This is a genomic window from Bradyrhizobium sp. NP1 (assembly GCF_030378205.1).
In the GTDB taxonomy this organism is placed as follows: domain Bacteria; phylum Pseudomonadota; class Alphaproteobacteria; order Rhizobiales; family Xanthobacteraceae; genus Bradyrhizobium.
Genome location: NZ_CP127385.1, coordinates 891,212 through 908,356, shown reverse-complemented (window position 1 = coordinate 908,356; position 17,145 = coordinate 891,212). Strand labels below are relative to the sequence as shown.

13 protein-coding genes are annotated in these 17,145 nt (G+C 65.5%); 4 read left to right on the top strand and 9 right to left on the bottom strand.

The features are described from left to right. Window positions 1–168 precede the first annotated feature (168 nt). Window positions 169–1,014, top strand: coding sequence for a LysR family transcriptional regulator (locus QOU61_RS04250; RefSeq protein ID WP_289656886.1), 846 nt, complete (start codon window positions 169–171; stop codon window positions 1,012–1,014). Window positions 1,015–1,061: 47 nt separating this feature from the next. Here QOU61_RS04250 and QOU61_RS04245 read toward each other — a convergent pair whose 3' ends face one another. The 5 genes from QOU61_RS04245 to QOU61_RS04225 all read right to left on the bottom strand — a co-directional run bounded on the left by QOU61_RS04245 (window position 1,062) and on the right by QOU61_RS04225 (window position 5,583). Then, a complete protein-coding gene (locus QOU61_RS04245; RefSeq protein ID WP_289662253.1) occupies window positions 1,062–1,814 on the bottom strand; it encodes a sulfite exporter TauE/SafE family protein in 753 nt (250 codons plus the stop codon). Window positions 1,815–1,988: 174 nt separating this feature from the next. After that, window positions 1,989–2,735 carry a helix-turn-helix domain-containing protein gene (locus QOU61_RS04240; RefSeq protein WP_289656885.1) on the bottom strand — a complete coding sequence of 249 codons (747 nt, stop codon included), beginning with the start codon at window positions 2,733–2,735 and terminating at the stop codon, window positions 1,989–1,991. A 116-nt stretch (window positions 2,736–2,851) separates the two neighbouring features. Further along, window positions 2,852–3,406, bottom strand: coding sequence for a PAN domain-containing protein (locus tag QOU61_RS04235; protein ID WP_289656884.1), 555 nt, complete (start codon window positions 3,404–3,406; stop codon window positions 2,852–2,854). Window positions 3,407–3,624: 218 nt separating this feature from the next. Further along, complete coding sequence (locus tag QOU61_RS04230; RefSeq protein WP_289656883.1) at window positions 3,625–4,995, bottom strand: glutamate--cysteine ligase; 1,371 nt, start codon at window positions 4,993–4,995, stop codon at window positions 3,625–3,627. 99 nt (window positions 4,996–5,094) lie between these two features. Further along, window positions 5,095–5,583 (bottom strand): MarR family winged helix-turn-helix transcriptional regulator, encoded by a 489-nt coding sequence (locus QOU61_RS04225; RefSeq protein ID WP_289656882.1) that lies wholly within the window; start codon window positions 5,581–5,583, stop codon window positions 5,095–5,097. A 145-nt stretch (window positions 5,584–5,728) separates the two neighbouring features. On the opposite strand from QOU61_RS04225, the gene gstA reads away from it, so the two are divergent. After that, window positions 5,729–6,343, top strand: a complete 615-nt coding sequence (gene gstA, locus QOU61_RS04220) for a glutathione transferase GstA (RefSeq protein WP_289656881.1) — start codon at window positions 5,729–5,731, stop codon at window positions 6,341–6,343. 121 nt (window positions 6,344–6,464) lie between these two features. Here the strand turns inward: gstA and QOU61_RS04215 are convergent, their stop codons facing one another. The 4 genes from QOU61_RS04215 to QOU61_RS04200 all read right to left on the bottom strand — a co-directional run bounded on the left by QOU61_RS04215 (window position 6,465) and on the right by QOU61_RS04200 (window position 12,590). Further along, window positions 6,465–8,681, bottom strand: coding sequence for a 3-hydroxyacyl-CoA dehydrogenase NAD-binding domain-containing protein (locus QOU61_RS04215; RefSeq protein ID WP_289656879.1), 2,217 nt, complete (start codon window positions 8,679–8,681; stop codon window positions 6,465–6,467). 174 nt (window positions 8,682–8,855) lie between these two features. Beyond that, window positions 8,856–10,064, bottom strand: coding sequence for an acetyl-CoA C-acetyltransferase (locus QOU61_RS04210; protein ID WP_289656878.1), 1,209 nt, complete (start codon window positions 10,062–10,064; stop codon window positions 8,856–8,858). 67 nt (window positions 10,065–10,131) lie between these two features. Next, window positions 10,132–11,922 (bottom strand): acyl-CoA dehydrogenase C-terminal domain-containing protein, encoded by a 1,791-nt coding sequence (locus QOU61_RS04205; RefSeq protein WP_289656877.1) that lies wholly within the window; start codon window positions 11,920–11,922, stop codon window positions 10,132–10,134. Between the two features lie 281 nt (window positions 11,923–12,203). Then, on the bottom strand, window positions 12,204–12,590 hold the full coding sequence (locus QOU61_RS04200) for a nuclear transport factor 2 family protein (RefSeq protein ID WP_289656876.1): 387 nt from the start codon (window positions 12,588–12,590) through the stop codon (window positions 12,204–12,206). Between the two features lie 215 nt (window positions 12,591–12,805). On the opposite strand from QOU61_RS04200, the gene QOU61_RS04195 reads away from it, so the two are divergent. Together QOU61_RS04195 and QOU61_RS04190 are read left to right on the top strand one after the other, a co-directional pair. Beyond that, window positions 12,806–13,393, top strand: a complete 588-nt coding sequence (locus QOU61_RS04195; RefSeq protein ID WP_289656875.1) for a PadR family transcriptional regulator — start codon at window positions 12,806–12,808, stop codon at window positions 13,391–13,393. A gap of 210 nt (window positions 13,394–13,603) precedes the next feature. Then, window positions 13,604–16,954: a tetratricopeptide repeat protein gene (locus QOU61_RS04190; protein WP_289656874.1), complete on the top strand. Its 3,351-nt coding sequence runs from the start codon at window positions 13,604–13,606 to the stop codon at window positions 16,952–16,954. Window positions 16,955–17,145 lie beyond the last annotated feature (191 nt).

Genomic DNA, 17,145 nt, shown 5'->3' with positions numbered 1-17,145 from the left:
GAAGGATTGATGCTTACTGGCGCATTCATCATGCGCAAAACGATATGGTCTGGACCCCTTCAGTCCAAACGAATAATATTGGTACGCTCGCTCCAGCTTTCTTGAAGAAGCAAATTGAACCTAAGGCAGCTCGAGACATTCTTCTGGAGTGCAAAGCTCGGAAGCTTCGTGGCGGCCTCCGATCGCCTGCGGTCGACACAATCGACCGTATCGATGCGTATCCAGGAGCTCGAGCGATTTCTCGGCGTTTCGTTGTTCGAGAGAGAACGCAGCCAGCGCAGTCTCCGCTTGACCGCCAAAGGGCGCGCCCTGCTGCCGCTGGCGGAAAAAATGATCCAGATTGAAATGGAGATCCGCTCCGTTGTCGTCGCTCCGGAAAATATTTCGGGAGAGCTGCGCGTCGGCGTAGCCGAAGTCATTTCGGTAACGTGGCTGCCACGGCTGATCAAAACGATGCGGGAAATCTATCCCAAGGTCAGCATAGAGATGGATGAGGGGCTGACCCATACCTTGATCGAGCAGTTGAAGATCGGCTCGCTCGACCTGGTTCTTGCTCCCGGTCGCCCCAGTGAAAGCCTGTTCAGGTCAAGGGACCTTGGATGTCTGGATTTCTATTGGATGGCGAGCCCGTCGCTGCCTTTGCCGAATGGCCCGATTTCACCAAAGGAAATCGTGGCGTGGCCAATCATCACGCTGTCGCAGGAGTCCTTCCATCATCGGTCGATCGATGAATGGTTTCAGTCCGAAGAGGTCGTTTTCAAGCGATTCGACACATGCAAGAGCTTGAGCGTGGCGGCATCGCTCGCGGTCGCCGGAATGGGCATTACGCTCCTTCCCACACGCTGCTACAAAAAAGAGATTGAAGACGGCGCCCTGAAAATCGTCCAAACCAGCCCGCCAATGCCGCGCGTGTCCTTCAGCGCCACCACGTTGATCAACGGCACGCAACCGCTTGCCGAGATCGTGGCGACGCTGGCCGCCCAGATCAGCGATTTCGAAAAGGAAGGGACGTAGGTCTTCGAACTTCTCGCCGGGCCGACCGCGCCTCGCTCGAAAACGCTCTAACGTCCCTGACCCAGGAACAGCCAGGCCGCCAGAACGAACCCGGAGCCGATCACGATGCTCCGGACGATCAACTCCGGGATCGATCTGGCCACCAGAACACCCAGCCAACCGCCCACCACGCAGGCTGCGGCGGCGATCGCAAGCGGCTCCATTCTCACGACCCCGGACGCCATGAACACGACGACCGCGGCCGATTGCAGGACAATGGAGAGAAAGTTCTTCGCCGCATTCACCTGCGAATGCGCGCCTCCCTCGGTCAGCGAAAGCGAGGCCAGCATCATGACGCCCACGCCCGCGCTGAAATATCCTCCGTAGACCGAGACAACGCCCTGAACCACCGTCGACGTCCAGGGCCCCCCTTTCCGCCCGCTCACCGCGCCAACCAGCAATCTCAACCTGGCAGAGACCGCAAAGACCAGGGTCGCCAGCAGGACAAGCCACGGCACGACGCATGCGAAGATTCGATCGCCGGACCACAGCATGAGGCCGGCGCCCACGCCGCCGCCAAGGACGGAAAAACCTGCGAGCAAAGCCAGGCGGCCTGATGCGAGCGCAAAATGCCGCCGGTCGGCGATAACGGACGCAACGGACCCCAGGAACACCGCGACCGCGCTGGTCGCGTTCGACTGCACCGGCGAAATCCCCGCTGCCAGCAGGGCCGAGTAGGTGAAAACGGTCCCGCCGCCGGCGACGGCGTTCAAGAGACCCGCCGCGAAACCCGACGCCGCGATCAGCAGAATTTCCTGCACCGACAAGCGACACCTCCGCGCGCACCTCAAGCACGGAGATCGAAATGCCGGATAGAATGAAGGTGATCGGCCTGGTGTGGCGGTTCTGATTGAATCAGAACCGACGCGCTCTCTTCACGCGAACCGGCGCCCACCCCGGATCAAGTCCGGGGCAGGCTTTCGCTCAAAAACGCTTTAGCGCGTCACGTGTGCCGACTTGAATTGTCCAGGCGTCGCGCCGAACGATTGAAGAAAATGCCGGCCGAAATGGCTTTGGTCGCTGAAGCCGGTGGCGTGCGCAACGTCCGCAATCGACAGGCCGCGGCGAAGCAGTTCCCGTCCTTCGTTCAGCCTGCCGGCCAGCCGATGGGCGTGAGGCGGCATGCCGAAGCGCCGGACAAATCTGCGGATGTAGCCCTCTCGTGACAGTCCGAGCTCCATCGCCCGGGACGCCACGCTCTGGGATTCGTCAACCAGACGAAGGTCGAGGGATTCGGCGGGCCTCGCGGCCTCTCGTCGCAGGATGGCCTGGGAATCGCCCCCGAGCGCCGACACCGCGCTCGCGATGGCGCCGGGCAGATCGTCTCGCGCCAGCTGCAAGGCCCAGGGCGCCGACAGTACCAGATAGTTTGAACCGACGATCAGCGAACGCGCGGCATCGGGCAGTTTCGATGCGATCAGGAAGAACTCGGTCGATCGCGTGTCGCGATATGACGTGGGAAGCGCACTATGGACCACTTGCGCGGGGACGATCAGGACATCCCCCGGCTCCAGGCCAACCAGGCTGTTTCCCAGCATGTAGCGGCGAAGCCCGAAGATAGAGACCGAGACCTGGATCTCTTCGTGGAAATGCGTTCGCAGGCCGCGAAACGTGCCGATCCAATCGGCACCCTCGGACAACCTTTGATCGCCAACGTAATCGTATCGGAGGTTCGTCGTCATCGCGATTCATCTGGCCTCGGTCAGGCTAATTCGGCAAGCATAGGCCGGATAGAATGGAAGTGACATGCCATCGCCGACGCCCCTCGGGCCTGCCGGCCGAGCACGGTCGGCGATCGCTACCGTACCACGCCGGAAATGAATCCCGCTTTGCGCCGCGGCGGCTTGATCTCCTTCTTCAGGAAGCAATGCGCCTGCCTGCCGACATAGCCGGGCCGCGCATAGGTCCAGGCGCGGCACTTGTTGTCGCCGACACAGGCCGCCTTGCAGTCCTCGTCGCCCTCGCCGGACTTCAGCTCGAAATTCTTGTAGTCGCCGCCGAAGCGGTCGATCGAGGTCTCGACCGCAACGCTGCGCGGCTCGACCACGCCGGCGCCGCGCACCCCGGAGACGCAGCAATTGTCCTGCACGCGGGGCGGCACGTTGCTCTTCAGCCAGCACACCGCGCCGACCGCGATGTCGGTCGGATAGGCAAAGGTCCAGGCCCGGCAGCGGCGGTCACGCTCGCAGATCAACGCGCAGTCGGCCGGATCGCCGGACGCCACGGGCGAGTTCAGGTAGTCGCCGCCCGGGCGATCGAAATTGGCCTGCGCCAGCGCCGGCCGCGCGCCGACGGCGGCAGCGACGAACAACAGCAACCCCAGACATGCCCCGAACAGGCGGCTCTTCCGCATCAAGACCGCTTTCGCTTCCAACTCTTTGGATACGCCGCACTTTTTTGGACCGTCATTTGATCGCCATGAACCTGTACGGCGGATGAACGGCCAGCCATCGCGGCTGCGGCGCGCCTGCGACCCATCGCCCGCGCCACAGCCTTTTGATTCGGCGTGATCTTTTCGCAAAAAAGCCGGCGCCCATTGGCGCCGTCCCAACCCTTCGGCTGCATTACATTTTAGAAAGCATATTCCGAATAGGCCGGCTCGACCGACCCGCCCCAAGGGCCATGGAATTTGTCCAGCAGCTCCTCGGCCGGCGTCTTGCCGCAATCGATGATGCGCTCGAGCGGTTCGAGATACCGCGTCTCGTCGCGACCGACGTGATCGATGTTGCCGCGCCGGCGCAGGCCCGCATAGGACAGCGCCAGGCATTCCTTGGCGATTTCGAACAGGTAGCGGTCTCTGATCCTGGCCTTGAAGCCGAGCCGCGGCACGTCGTCGCGCAGCGCCTGCCGCTCCTGCGCGGTCCAATTCCGCACGAGGTCCCAGGCGGCATCGAGGCTGGTGTTGTCGTACAGGAGGCCGACCCAGAACGCCGGCAGCGCCGGAAGCCGCGCCCAGGGTGCGCCGTCGGCGCCACGCATTTCCAGATAGCGCTTCAGCCGCACCTCCGGAAAGATCGTCGAGAGATGGTTGGCCCAGTCCGACAGCGTCGGACGCTCGCCCGGCAGCTTTTCGTTCTTGCCGTCGAAAAAGGCGCGGAACGAGGAGCCGGACACGTCGATATAGGCATCGCCGCGCTTGACGAAGTACATGGGTACGTCGAGCGCGTAGTCGACATAGCGTTCGAACCCCATGCCGTCCTCGAAGGCGAACGGCAGCATGCCGGCCCGCGCGTTGTCGGTGTCGCGCCAGATCTCGGAACGAAACGACAGGAATCCATTGGGCGCACCTTCCGTGAAGGGCGAATTGGCGAACAGCGCGGTCGCGGCCGGCTGCAGCGCCAGCGAGACGCGCAGCTTCTTGACCATGTCGGCTTCGGAGGAGAAGTCGAGATTGGTCTGCACCGTGCAGGTCCGGTACATCATGTCGAGGCCGTAGGCGCCTACCTTCGGCATGTAGTCGGTCATGATCTTGTAGCGGCCCTTCGGCATCACGGGGATTTCCGCCCGCGACCACGACGGCGTCATGCCGAGCCCGAGGAAGCCGATGCCGAGCGGGCCCGCGATCTCGCGCACCTGGGCCAGATGCGCCATCAGCTCGGCCTGCGTCTGATGCACGGTCTCGACCGGCGCGCCCGACAGCTCGAACTGCCCGCCGGGCTCGAGCGAGATCGCGCCGCCGCCGGTGACGTCGTAGAGGCCGATGATGTTGCCGCGCTCCATGATCGGCTCCCAGCCGAGCAGGAGCTGCATGCCCTCGAGCAGCGCGCCGATGCCACGCGCGCCCTCATAGGGCACCGGCCGGTGCTCGAGAAGCGTGAACGGCGTCTTCTCGTGCTCGGTGCCGATGCGGAATTCGGAAGGAGGTTTTACGCCGGCCTCCAGCCACGCGACGAGCTCGTCCCGCGACTTCAGCGGCGTCATGTCGATCTGGTCTCGCGCCATGTCAGTTCCGGATCAAGAGCGCTTCGACCGATCGCGCGCGGTGAAGGGACTGTCCGCGAGCCTCTCGGCGCGCGGACTGGGGGTGAAGTAGTAGCGGGCTCATCGGGCGGCGGCGCCCTCGGCTGCCGCCTGCGGCTGCAGCTCGCCGCAGGAGCAGCCGAGACGATCGAGCAGGCTGCACAGTCTGGCGGCGTCGATGTCGGACAGTTTCGATCCGACGTGTCGTTCGATCGCCGCCGAATAGGCGCCCCACATCCGCTTCTGCAGCTCGCGCCCGGCTTCCGTGATCTCGACGAACTGGCCACGCTTGTCGATCTTGCATTCGCGGCGCGCCGCCAGCCCCTCGTCGACCAGGCGGTCGATCAGCCGCGAGGTCGAGTATTGCGGGATCAGCATCTGCCGCTCCAGTTCGACCGGCCGCAATTCGCCCGCCGGCGCCCGCGACAATTCGAGCAGCGCGTCATACCAGGCAAGCGGCGGGAAGCCGGCCTTCTTCAAATCCTGCTCGACGGCGTCCAGCACGCGGCTCTGCACCCGCATCAGGCGGATCCAGGCGGCGGTCGCCTCGGTCGATGGTCTACGCTTCATGATGGGGCCCGTGCGAGGTCCGTGCTTTCACCATACAGTGTACCGCAATACGCAATAAATGCATCTGCATCAATCTTGACTATTCCATGCAGGTGCATTTAGTCATCCCGCGGCCCCAGCCCAATGACCTCAAGGAGGAAATCCCATGAAGCTGTATTACTCCCCCGGCGCCTGCTCGCTGTCGCCCCATATCGCGCTGCTGGAAGCCGGCCTGCCCTATGAGCTCGTCAAGGTCGACGTCCGCGCCAAGAAGCTGGAAAACGGCGACGACTACCTGAAGATCAATCCGAAGGGCCAGGTGCCCGCCCTCGGCCTGGACAGCGGCGAGGTCGTCACCGAGGGCCCCGTCATCGTGCAGATGATCGCCGACAGGGCCGCCGCCACCAAGAATCTCGCACCCGCCCGCGACACGGTCGAGCGCTACAAGCTGCAGGAATGGCTCAATTTCATCACCACCGAGCTGCACAAGAATTTCAGCCCGCTGTTCCAGCCGGCGATCCCGGACGAGGCGAAGACCTTCTTCCGGGACCGGTTGATGGGCAAGTTCAAATATATCGACAGTCAGCTTGCCGGACGCGACTACCTGATGGGCAAGCAGTTCACGGTCGCCGACGGTTATCTCTACACGATGCTTCGCTGGGCCGACGGCCACAAGATGGACCTGTCAGGGTTTCCCAACCTGATGGCCTACAAGGCCCGCGTCGCGGCGCGGCCCAAGGTGCAGGAAGCGGTCGCCAAGGAAGCACAGAAGGCGGCGTAATGACCGCTCCAACCTCCCCTTGAAAAGGGGAGGTCGCTTTGCTCGGCACGAGCAAAGCGGGAGGGGACCACATGACCCCCTCCCCAACCCTCCCCCTTTCAGGGGGAGGGAGAACAAAGGATCAAGCCGCGGCCTGCTTCTTCGGCGGGAAGCGGCCATAGAAGGTTTCGCCCTTGGCCGCCAAATCGAGGAGCAGCTTGGGCGGAGCGAAGCGCGAGCCGTATTTGGACTCGAGCTTGCGGCACAGCTCGACGAACTTCTTCGTGCCCATGAAATCGATATAGGACAGCGTGCCGCCGGTGAACGGCGCGAAGCCGAACCCCAGGATCGAGCCGACATCGGCCTCGCGCATGTCGGTGATGACATGGTCCTCGACCGTGCGCGCGGCTTCCACCGCCTGCACCGCCAGGAAGCGCTGCTTCAATTCCTCGACATCGAGCGTATCGGGGTCGAGATGCTTGGGCTGCAGCGCGGCGAGGCCGGCCCACAGGCTCTTCTGGCCCTTGCCCTTCTCCGGGTAGTCGTAAAAGCCCTTGCCGTTCTTGCGGCCGAAGCGGCCCTGCTTCTCGACCATCTCGACCAGCAGCTTCTTCTGCGCCTGGTCGATGGCATTCGCCCCGAGATCGGCCTCGGTCGCCTTCATGATCTTGAGCACGAGGTCGAGCGCCACTTCATCCGACAGCGACAGCGGACCGACCGGCATGCCGGCCATCTTGGCGGCGTTCTCGATCATCGCCGGCGGCACGCCTTCCATCAGCATCTCCAGGCCTTCCGCGGTGAAGCGCAGCACGCAGCGGTTGGCGAAGAAGCCGCGGGAATCGTTCACGACAATCGGCGTCTTGCCGATGGTGCGGACATAGTCGAGCGCGGTGGCGAGCGCGACGTCGCCGGTGTTCTTGCCGAGGATGATCTCGACCAGCATCATCTTCTCGACCGGCGAGAAGAAGTGGATGCCGATGAACTTGGCCTGGTCCTTGAACTCCTCGGCAAGCGAATTGATCGGCAGCGTCGAGGTGTTGGAGGCGAAGATCGCGCCGTCCTTCAGGAGCGGCTGGGCCTTGGCGAAGGTCTCGGACTTCACCTTGCGGTCTTCGAACACGGCCTCGATGATCAGGTCGCAGTCCTTCAGCGCGTTGTAATCGGCGGTCGCGCTGATGCGGCCCATAATCGTGTCGCGGTCGCTTTCCTTGGCGCGCCCCTTCTTGATGAGGTCGTCGATCACGCTTTGCGCATGCGCCTTGCCCTTGTCGGCGCTCGGCTGGTCGCGGTCGATCAGCACCACCTCGATGCCGGCGCGCGCCGAAACGTAGCCGATGCTCGCGCCCATGAACCCGGCGCCGATCACGGCGAGCTTCTTCACCTTGGTCGGCGGCACGTTTTGCGGGCGCCGTGCGCCCTTGTTCAATTCCTGCATCGACAGGAACAGCGAGCGGATCATCGCCGCCGCCTCGTTGGAGCGCAGCACCTCGCTGAAGTAGCGCGATTCCACCCGCAGCGCCGCATCCATGGGCAATTGCAGGCCCTCATAGACGCAGCTCATGACGGCACGCGCCGCCGGATAATTGTCGTAGGTCTCGCGGCGATAGATCGCATTGCCCGCCGGGAACATCATCATGCCGGCCTTGGAGTAGACCGGGCCGCCCGGCAGCTTGAAGCCCTTCTCGTCCCAGGGCGCGACGGCCTTGCCGCCGCCCTTGATCCAGTCCTTGGCGGCCTTGATCAGGTCGGCTGCCGGCACCACGGCGTCGACCAGCTTCAGCGCCTTGGCGCGATCGAGCGTCATCGCATCGCCCTTGAGCAGGATCTGCATCGCATCCTGCGGCGGCACGATGCGCGGCACGCGCTGGGTGCCGCCGGCGCCCGGGAACAGGCCGACCTTGATCTCGGGCAGGCCGAGGCGCGTCTTCGGGTTATCGGCAGCGACGCGGTAGTGGCACGACAGCGTGATCTCGAAACCGCCGCCGACCGCGAGCCCGTTGATGGCGGCGACCCACGGCTTGCCCGAGGTCTCGATGGCACGGAACGCCAGCGAGAAGCGCCGGCTCTGCTCGAACAGCGCCTGGTTGGCGGCGACCTCGCCCTTGTCCTTCAGGAGCTGCGCATAGGAGCGGCTGTATCCCTCCATCATCGAGAGGTCGGCGCCGGCGCAGAACGCCTCCTTGCTGGAGGTGATGACCACGCCCTTCACATTGGCGTCAGCGGAGGTCTGCTTGATGATCGCCTCGATCTCGCTGATCGAGGTCTCGTCCAGCACGTTCATCGAACGGCCGGGAATATCCCAGGTGACGAGCGCGATGCCGTCGGCATCGGTTTCGACTTTGAAATTCTTGAAGGCCATGTGGTGCTCCCTCGATGCCGGCTGCCGGATCGGCGCCGCGGTTGTCTGGATTTCGTAGGGTGGGTTAGCGAAGCGTAACCCACCACTTCTTTCGCCGGACCATGGTGGGTTACGCCTTCCGCCTTCGCTCGTTGAGCCACGGTGGACGTAGTCGGCTAACCCACCCTACGACGCTTAAACCCGCTCGATGATGGTCGCGGTGCCCATGCCGCCGCCGATGCACAGCGTGACCAGCGCGGTCGACTTGTTGGTGCGCTCCAGCTCGTCGAGCACGGTGCCGAGGATCATCGCGCCGGTCGCCCCGAGCGGATGGCCGAGCGCGATCGCGCCGCCATTGACGTTGATCTTGGCGTTGTCGATGTCGAAGGCCTGGATGTAGCGCAGCACCACCGAGGCAAAGGCCTCGTTGAGCTCGAACAGGTCGATGTCGGACTTGTTCATCCCGGAGCGCTTGAACAGCTTTTCGGTGACGTCGACCGGGCCGGTCAGCATCATCGCGGGCTCGGAGCCGATATTGGCGAAGGCGCGGATTTTTGCCCGCGGCTTCAGGCCGTGCTTCGCGCCGGCCTCCTTGCTGCCGAGCAGGACTGCGCCGGCGCCGTCGACGATGCCGGACGAGTTGCCGGCATGATGGACATGGTTGATGCGCTCGACCTCGGGATGCGACTGCACCGCGACCGCGTCAAAACCGCCCATCTGCGCGATCTGCACGAAGGACGGCTGCAACTGCGCCAGCGACTGCATCGTCGTGGTCGGGCGCATGTGCTCGTCCCTGGCCAGGATGGTGAGCCCGTTGACGTCCTTGACCGGCACCACCGACTTGTTGAAGCGGCCCTCTTCCCAGGCCTTGCCGGCGCGCTGCTGGCTCTGCACCGCATAGGCGTCGACGTCGTCGCGCGAGAAGCCGTATTTGGTGGCGATCAAATCCGCCGAGACGCCCTGCGGCATGAAATAGGCGGGCACCGCGATCGCGGGGTCCATCGGCCAGGCGCCGCCGGAGGAGCCGATGCCGACCCGGCTCATCGATTCGGCGCCGCCGCCGATAACGAGCTCATGCTGTCCGCTCATGATCTGGGCGGCGGCGAAATTGACCGCATCGAGCCCCGAGGCGCAGAAGCGGGAGATCTGCACGCCCGGCACGGCCTCGCCCAGCCCCGCCTTGATCGCGGCGAAACGGGCGATGTCGCTTCCCGCCTCGCCGACCGGATCGACCACGCCGAGCACGACGTCGTCGACGGTATCCTCGGGCAGGTTGTTGCGCTCCTTGAGCGCCTCGAGCGGCACGGTGGCAAGCCGCAGCGCCGTGACCTCGTGCAGCGCGCCATCTGCCTTGCCGCGGCCGCGCGGCGTGCGAACGTGATCGTAGATATAGGCTTCAGGCATGACGCCCTCCTGAAATGATGATCATCATCTAATAGCGCATCGCGCAAAGCGGGGGAAGCAGCCTACTTCAGAACGCGTCCGCCGCAAGTTCCATGGTGGTGGCGCATCCGCTCTGGACGCGCGCGAGGCGAAGTGCAGTCTCCGGCAACATCCGCTCCATGAAGAAGCGGCCGGTCACCAGCTTGGTCGACAGATAGGGCGTGGCGCCGGTGGACGCAATCTTGTCGAGCGCGACCTTGGCCATTTGCGCCCACATATAGCCCAGCGTCACGAAGCCGAACAGGTGCAGGTAGTCGGTGGCGGCCGCGCCCGCATTGTCGGGCTTGGTCAGCGCATTCTGCATCAGCCAGGTGGTCGCCTGCTGCAGATGGCCGAGCGCGGCGGAGAGCGGGCCGACATAGGGCTTCATGGCTTCGTCGCTGCCGTGTTCCTTGGCGAAAGCCATCACCTCGCCGAAGAACGCCATGATGGCCCGCCCGCCGTCGCGCGGCAGCTTGCGGCCGACCAGGTCGAGCGCCTGGATGCCGTTGGCGCCCTCATAGATCATGGCGATGCGCGCATCGCGCACGAACTGCTCCATGCCCTGCTCGGCGATGTAGCCGTGGCCGCCATAGACCTGCTGTGCCTGCACCGCGTTGGCGAAGCCGGTGTCGGTGAGGAAGCCTTTGAGGATCGGCGTCATCAGCCCCATGTGATCGTCGGCGGCCAGGCGGTCCTTGGCATCGCCGGAGCGGTGGGCGACGTCGCTCTTGAGCGCGGTCCAGATCACGAAGGCGCGCGCGGCCTCGTTGAAGGCGCGGATCGAGAGCAGCGTGCGGCGGATGTCCGGATGCACGATGATCGGATCGGCCGGCTTGTCGGGCGCCTTGGCGCCGGTCAGCGCACGGCCCTGCTGGCGCTCGCGCGCATAGGCCGCGGCGTTCTGATAGGCGACCTCGGACTGCGCGAGGCCCTGCACGGCCACCCCGAGCCGGGCCTCGTTCATCATCACGAACATGCCCTGCATGCCCTTGTTCTCTTCGCCGATCAGCCAGCCGGTGGCGTTGTCGTAGTTCATCACGCAGGTGGAATTGCCGTGAATGCCCATCTTGTGCTCGATCGACCCGCAGGTGACGCCGTTGCGGGCGCCGACCGATCCGTCCGGCTTGACCAGGAATTTCGGCACCACGAACAGCGACACGCCCTTGATGCCGCCAGGCGCGCCCTCGATGCGCGCGAGCACCAGATGGATGATGTTGTCCGCCATGTCGTGCTCGCCGGCGGAGATGAAGATCTTGGTGCCGGTGATCCTGAAGCTGCCGTCCGCCTGCCGCACCGCCTTGGTGCGCAAGAGGCCGAGATCGGTGCCGCATTGCGGTTCGGTGAGGTTCATGGTGCCGGTCCATTCGCCGGCCACCATCTTCGGCACATAGGTCTTCTTCTGCTCCGGCGTGCCGTGCACCAGAAGCGCCGCGGTCGCGCCCATGGTGAGCCCGCCATACATCGAGAACGCCATGTTGGCGGAGATCTGGAATTCGTTGACCGCCTGCGAGAGCGTCACCGGAAGCCCCTGCCCGCCGAATTCCGTCGGCGCCGACAGGCCGAGCCAGCCGCCTTCGGCGACCTGCCTGAACGCTTCCTTGAAACCCTTCGGCGTGGTGACGCTGCCGTCGTCGCGGCGCACGCAGCCTTCGAGATCGCCGGTCCGGTTGAGCGGCTGCAACACCTCCTCGGCGAGCTTGGCGGCCTCGCCCAGGATCGCCTCGCGCACGTCGGCGGAAGCATCCGAGAAGCCGGGAAGGTTGTCGTAGCGGTCGATCTGGAAGACGTCGTTGAGCAGGAAATTGACGTCTTCGACTGGGGCTTTGTAGATCGGCATGTCGTTCTCCCGGCTTGCCTGCAGGCGGACATCCTGCGGCACAATCTTCAATTTTCGATCAAGTCTAGTGTCCCGGACTCGAAGTTCGCATCATTTCGCGGCGGGCTTCTTTTGCGAACTTCGGGTCCGAAAAGGACACTAGCAAACATACAATTCTAGTGTGGTTTCGGTTCGGAAGTTCTCTTGGTGAACGAGCGGCACAAATGAAGAGAACTTCCGAACCACCACACTAGCCTTCTTCGACAGGCGAGACACCCATCAACAGGCTGTGACAAGAACGCTCAACCCTTCGCCAGCTGTTCGCCCATCAACCGGTGCAACAGGTTGATCGCCTTCAGCGGGCGCACCATGACCTTGAAATGCGTGATGCGGCCGTCAGCGTCAAAGCGAATGATGTCGACGCCGTTGAGCTTGATGCCGTCGATCTCGGTTACGAATTCGAGCACCGCGCCTTCGTCGCTACGCCACTCGCCGACATAGGAAAAGCCGGGACCGCCCAGCACCTTGGCCGCGCTCGTCAGATATTTGAGGGTGATGGGGCGGCCGGCTTGCGGCGTGTGCACGACGGGGCTTTCGAACACCGCATCCGGGTGCAGCAGGTCAGCCAGGGCCGCACTGTCGTGCGACTTCATGTAGGCGTACCATCCGTCGAGCCCGCGCATCGTCATCGCACACGCTCCTTTGTTGTTGCGCCCGTTCGCGGCACTGTTGCGCCTGTTTGCGGCTGCGCCACGGTGACAGGCTGAGGCGCGAGCCTCATTGCGCTGGCGCAAGCGGGCGGCTTCGCCTGCTTCGTTCCGCCGTATGCATATTGACGCATATGCAACTCTATGCATAAAGTCAAGCACGATGCTGCAAATGGCCTGACGCGGGAGGGTTTGGCGTGGCGCTTGGCGACGCGATCCTGGTCTGCCTGACCGAACGGCCGATGACGGGCTACGAGCTCGCCAAGACCTTCGATTCCTCGATCGGCTTCTTCTGGAAGGCCGACCACCAGCAGATCTACCGCGAGCTGACCCGGCTGCGCGACCGCGGCCATGTCCAGGCGCGCGAAGTGGTGCAGTCGGGCAAGCCCAACAAGCTGGTCTACAGGCTGACCGCCGAAGGCCGGGCGGCGCTGCGGCACTGGGCTGCGCGGCCCTCGACACCGCCCTCGATCAAGGACGACATGCTGGTGCGGCTGTGCGCGCTCGAGGCCGTCGACATCGAGCCAATGCGCGCCGACCTGATGGCGCGGCTGGAACATCACCGCGACCGCCTCGCCCGCTATGAGCGGGTGCTGACGAAGCGCTTTCCGCAAGGGGCCGTCTCGCTCGACGACACCGGCAAGCTGCTCGCGCTGCACCTGGGCTTGCGCCACGAGCGCGCCGTGGTGGAGTGGTGCGAGGAGGCGCTCGACACCCTGACACGCCGCACCGCCGACGGCGAGGTCACCTCGGTCCGTGAAGGCGCGGGCGAGCCACAGGACTGATTGCGCCGGGGCGAGGCGGCCAAAAAGCTGCCGGATCGCGTTAAAAAGTGACGCCGGTCCAATTCCTTAACGGCTTATTTACCGTAACGCGAAAAAGTCGGGAACTGAGGCAGACAACCCGCGGCGCATCGAATTGTCTTTTCAATGGGACGCGCGGGGAGGCTGAGGGCGCAGGTGGAGCGCCGGTAATCGGCGGAACCGGACCAGAGCATGAATTCGCGCGTATCGTGGAGTGTTGACGGTATCGACCCATCCTTGCGCGAGCGGGCCGAAGCCGCCGCGCGCCGATCCGGGATGTCGCTGAACGAATGGCTCAGCTCGGCGATCGGCGAGGCGGCGCCGGATTTCCGGCAAGCCGCCGATGCGCGGCGCGGCACCGGCCGAGAAGCGCGCGAGGTCGCCGATATCCACCAGCGGCTCGATTCGATCACCCGGCAGATCGAGCAGATTTCCCGCAGCCAGCCCCGCAGCGAGGCCGCCCGGCCCGACCATGGCGTCGCCCGCCAGCTCAACGATGCGATCTCGCGGCTCGACGCACGGCTGTCGCAGATCTCCAATCCGCAAGCCGCCAAGCCGGCCGTCGCACCCCAGGACAGACAGCAAGACAGACAGCAGGACAGGCAGCAGCGCCAGTCCGAAATGGTCGAGCGCGCGGCGAGCCAGGTCTATCGCCCCTCGCCGCCGCTGAGCCCCGACTCCTTCGATTCCGCGATCGCGGAAATCGCGGCGCGCCAGAGCGAGCTCGACGGCCCGCCGCGCCAGATGTCGCCGCGCTCCGCCCCGCCGACCGCGCCCGCCGCGCCCGTGGCGTCCCCCGCGCCGCAAGGGCCGGATTTCTCGTCGCTCGAGCGGCACCTGTTCAAGATCACGAGCCAGATCGAGGCGCTGCAGCGCCCCGACCACCTCGAACAGTCGATCGCCGCATTCCGCAGCGAGCTTTCGGAGATCCGCCACGCCATCACCGAGGCGATGCCGCGCCGCGCGATCGAATCGATCGAGAGCGAGGTCCGCTCGCTCGCCCGCCGCATCGACGACACCAGGCAGAACGGCACCGACGGCCAGGCGCTCGCCGGCATCGAGCGCGCGCTCAATGAAATCCGCGAGGTGCTGCGCTCGCTGACGCCGGCCGAACAGCTCGCCGGCTATGACGAGGCGATCCGCAACCTCGGCGCCAAGCTCGACCTGATCCTGCGCGCCAACGACGACCCCGGCACGGTGCAGCAGCTCGAGGGCGCGATCGCAGCACTTCGCGCCATCGTCTCCAACGTCGCCTCCAACGACGCGCTGGCGCGGTTGTCCGACGACGTGCGCATATTGTCGGCCAAGGTCGAGCAGCTGGCGCAGGCTGGCCATAACAACGATGCCTTTGCGATGCTGGAGCAGCGCATCGCCGCGCTGACCTCGACACTGGAGAACCGCGAGCGGCCGGCCGTCGACGACCGTTCCGAGCATATCGAGGGCGCGCTGCGCGCGCTGTCCGACCGGCTCGACCGCATGCCGGTCGGCAACGACAGCAGCGCCGCGCTGACCCATCTCGAGCAGCGCGTCGCCTACCTCCTGGAACGGCTGGAAGCTGCCAGCGATCATCGCGCCGGCAATCTGGGCCGGGTCGAGGACGGGCTGCAGGACATCCTGCGCCATCTGGAGAACCAGCACGCGACCGTGGCGGCGCTGGCCCAGAACGACCGCGGCGCGATGGCGCCGCCATCGATGGACCCCGGCATCGTCGACATGATGAAGCGCGAGCTGTCCGATATGCGCTTCTCGCAGTCGGAAACCGATCGCCGCACCCAGGATTCGCTCGAAACCGTCCACAACACGCTGGGCCATGTCGTGGATCGCCTCGCAATGATCGAAGGCGAGCTGCGCACCGTGCGCGCCACGCCGACGCCGCCGGCCGCGCCCGCTGCCGTTGACGAGCCGCCGATGGCGCCGCGCGCGATGCCGGCCCAGGGCGCTTCGACTCAAGGCTTTGCGGCCCAAGGCTTTTCGCCTCAAGGCTTTTCGGCTCAAAGCCTGCCGCAGCCGAGGCCTGAACTGCCCAATCCCGTCGCCAAGGAGACGACGTTCAAGGAGGTCGCGTTCGACGCGGCGCCGCGCGAATTTCATGCCGCCGAGCCGGCCTCGCCGCCGGCGGTGCCGCCCGTGCCCCCGCGCGCCATCAGCGAGATCCTCGAGCCGCATGCGCCGCCCCGCGCGGCGCTCGCGCCCGAATTGCCGCCGGATCATCCGCTCGAACCGGGCACGCGGCCGAACGGCCGCGCCGCCACGCCGTCGGCGCGCATCGCCGCGTCCGAAAGCGCGATCAGCGAGATCCCGGCGGCGCCGCGCGAGCCGGTTTCGTCCTCGAGCTTCATAGCGGCTGCGCGCCGCGCCGCGCAGGCGGCCGCCGCGCAATCCGCCTCCGAAAAGGGCGGCCGCGGCTCCGCGAAGACCGCCGACAAGAAGTCCGGCGCCCAGGGGTCCTCCACCGTCACCGCGAAGATCCGCTCGCTGCTGGTCGGCGCGAGCGTGGTCGTGATCGTGCTCGGCGCCTTCAAGCTCGCCATGGGCCTCCTCGACGCCGGTCCCGCGCCGCAGCCGCCCGCCATGGAGCGGTCGAGCGAGCCGCCGCAAGCCGCGCCGGCACCCGCGGACAATCCGCCCGCTCAGACACCCGGCGGTCCCTCGATGACCTCGCCGACCCCGCTCGGCAAGCAGTCGAACAACAGCATTGCGCCGAACATGCTCGACGGCACGCAGGTCGCGATGCCGTCGCTGCCGTCAGACCCGTCCTACGACATCACAAGCGCCGTTCCGGCGCCGGTGGCGCCCGGCGCCGCCGGCCGGTCAGCCGCGGTGCAGGTCCCGCCGTCCGAGCAACTGCCGGAAACGATCGCCGGCCCGAAGCTGCGCGGCGCCGCGCTGAAGGGCGATCCGGCCGCGGCCTATGAGATCGCCGTGCGCTTCGCCGAGGGCAAGGGCATTGCCGTCAATTTCGACGAAGCCGCGAAATGGTACGACCGCGCCGCGCAGGCCGGCGTCGTGCCCGCGATCTTCCGGCTTGGCACGCTCTACGAGAAGGGCCTCGGCGTCGCCAAGGATTCCGATCTCGCCCGCCGCTACTATCTGCAGGCCGCGGAGCGCGGCAACGCCAAGGCGATGCACAATCTCGCGGTGCTGGACGCCGATGGCGGCGGCAAGGGCGCCAACTACAAGAGCGCGGCGCAATGGTTCCGCAAGGCGGCCGATCGCGGCGTCGCCGACAGCCAGTACAATCTCGGCATCCTCTATGCCCGCGGCATCGGCGTCGAGCAGAACCTCGCGGAATCCTTCAAATGGTTCAGCCTCGCCGCGGCGCAGGGCGACGCGGACGCCGCCGGCAAGCGCGACGACGTGGCCAAGCGCCTCGACGCGCAGTCGCTGGCCGCGGCCAAGCTCGCGATCCAGACCTTCACGGCCGAGGTGCAGCCCGCCGATGCCGTCAATGTCGGGACCCCGCCGGGCGGCTGGGACAACGCGCCGGCGACCGCGGCCAAAGCCGCCGCCAAGCCGGCCGCGACCAAGCGCGCAGCGCGTTGATTTGATCGCTCGGTGATTTGGCGCAAGGCGCCGACCGCCTATACCTCCAGAACGGCACGCGCTATAGCGTTTTCGAGCGAAGTGGGCACCGGTTCGCGTGAAGAAAACGCGTCAAAATAAGAACCTTGAGCACCGGTTCTGATTCAATAAGAACTGAAAATGCTCTAGATGAAGGCGTCAGCGCGCGGCTC

What these genes read in the sequence shown, in the direction of transcription:
- QOU61_RS04240 (WP_289656885.1), bottom strand. Translation starts at nt 2,735, where the DNA reads ATGACGACGAACCTCCGATACGATTACGTTGGCGATCAAAGGTTGTCC.
- QOU61_RS04210 (WP_289656878.1), bottom strand. Translation starts at nt 10,064, where the DNA reads ATGCCTGAAGCCTATATCTACGATCACGTTCGCACGCCGCGCGGCCGC.
- QOU61_RS04230 (WP_289656883.1), bottom strand. Translation starts at nt 4,995, where the DNA reads ATGGCGCGAGACCAGATCGACATGACGCCGCTGAAGTCGCGGGACGAG.
- QOU61_RS04225 (WP_289656882.1), bottom strand. Translation starts at nt 5,583, where the DNA reads ATGAAGCGTAGACCATCGACCGAGGCGACCGCCGCCTGGATCCGCCTG.
- gstA (WP_289656881.1), top strand. Translation starts at nt 5,729, where the DNA reads ATGAAGCTGTATTACTCCCCCGGCGCCTGCTCGCTGTCGCCCCATATC.
- QOU61_RS04190 (WP_289656874.1), top strand. Translation starts at nt 13,604, where the DNA reads ATGAATTCGCGCGTATCGTGGAGTGTTGACGGTATCGACCCATCCTTG.
- QOU61_RS04200 (WP_289656876.1), bottom strand. Translation starts at nt 12,590, where the DNA reads ATGACGATGCGCGGGCTCGACGGATGGTACGCCTACATGAAGTCGCAC.
- QOU61_RS04215 (WP_289656879.1), bottom strand. Translation starts at nt 8,681, where the DNA reads ATGGCCTTCAAGAATTTCAAAGTCGAAACCGATGCCGACGGCATCGCG.
- QOU61_RS04205 (WP_289656877.1), bottom strand. Translation starts at nt 11,922, where the DNA reads ATGCCGATCTACAAAGCCCCAGTCGAAGACGTCAATTTCCTGCTCAAC.
- QOU61_RS04235 (WP_289656884.1), bottom strand. Translation starts at nt 3,406, where the DNA reads ATGCGGAAGAGCCGCCTGTTCGGGGCATGTCTGGGGTTGCTGTTGTTC.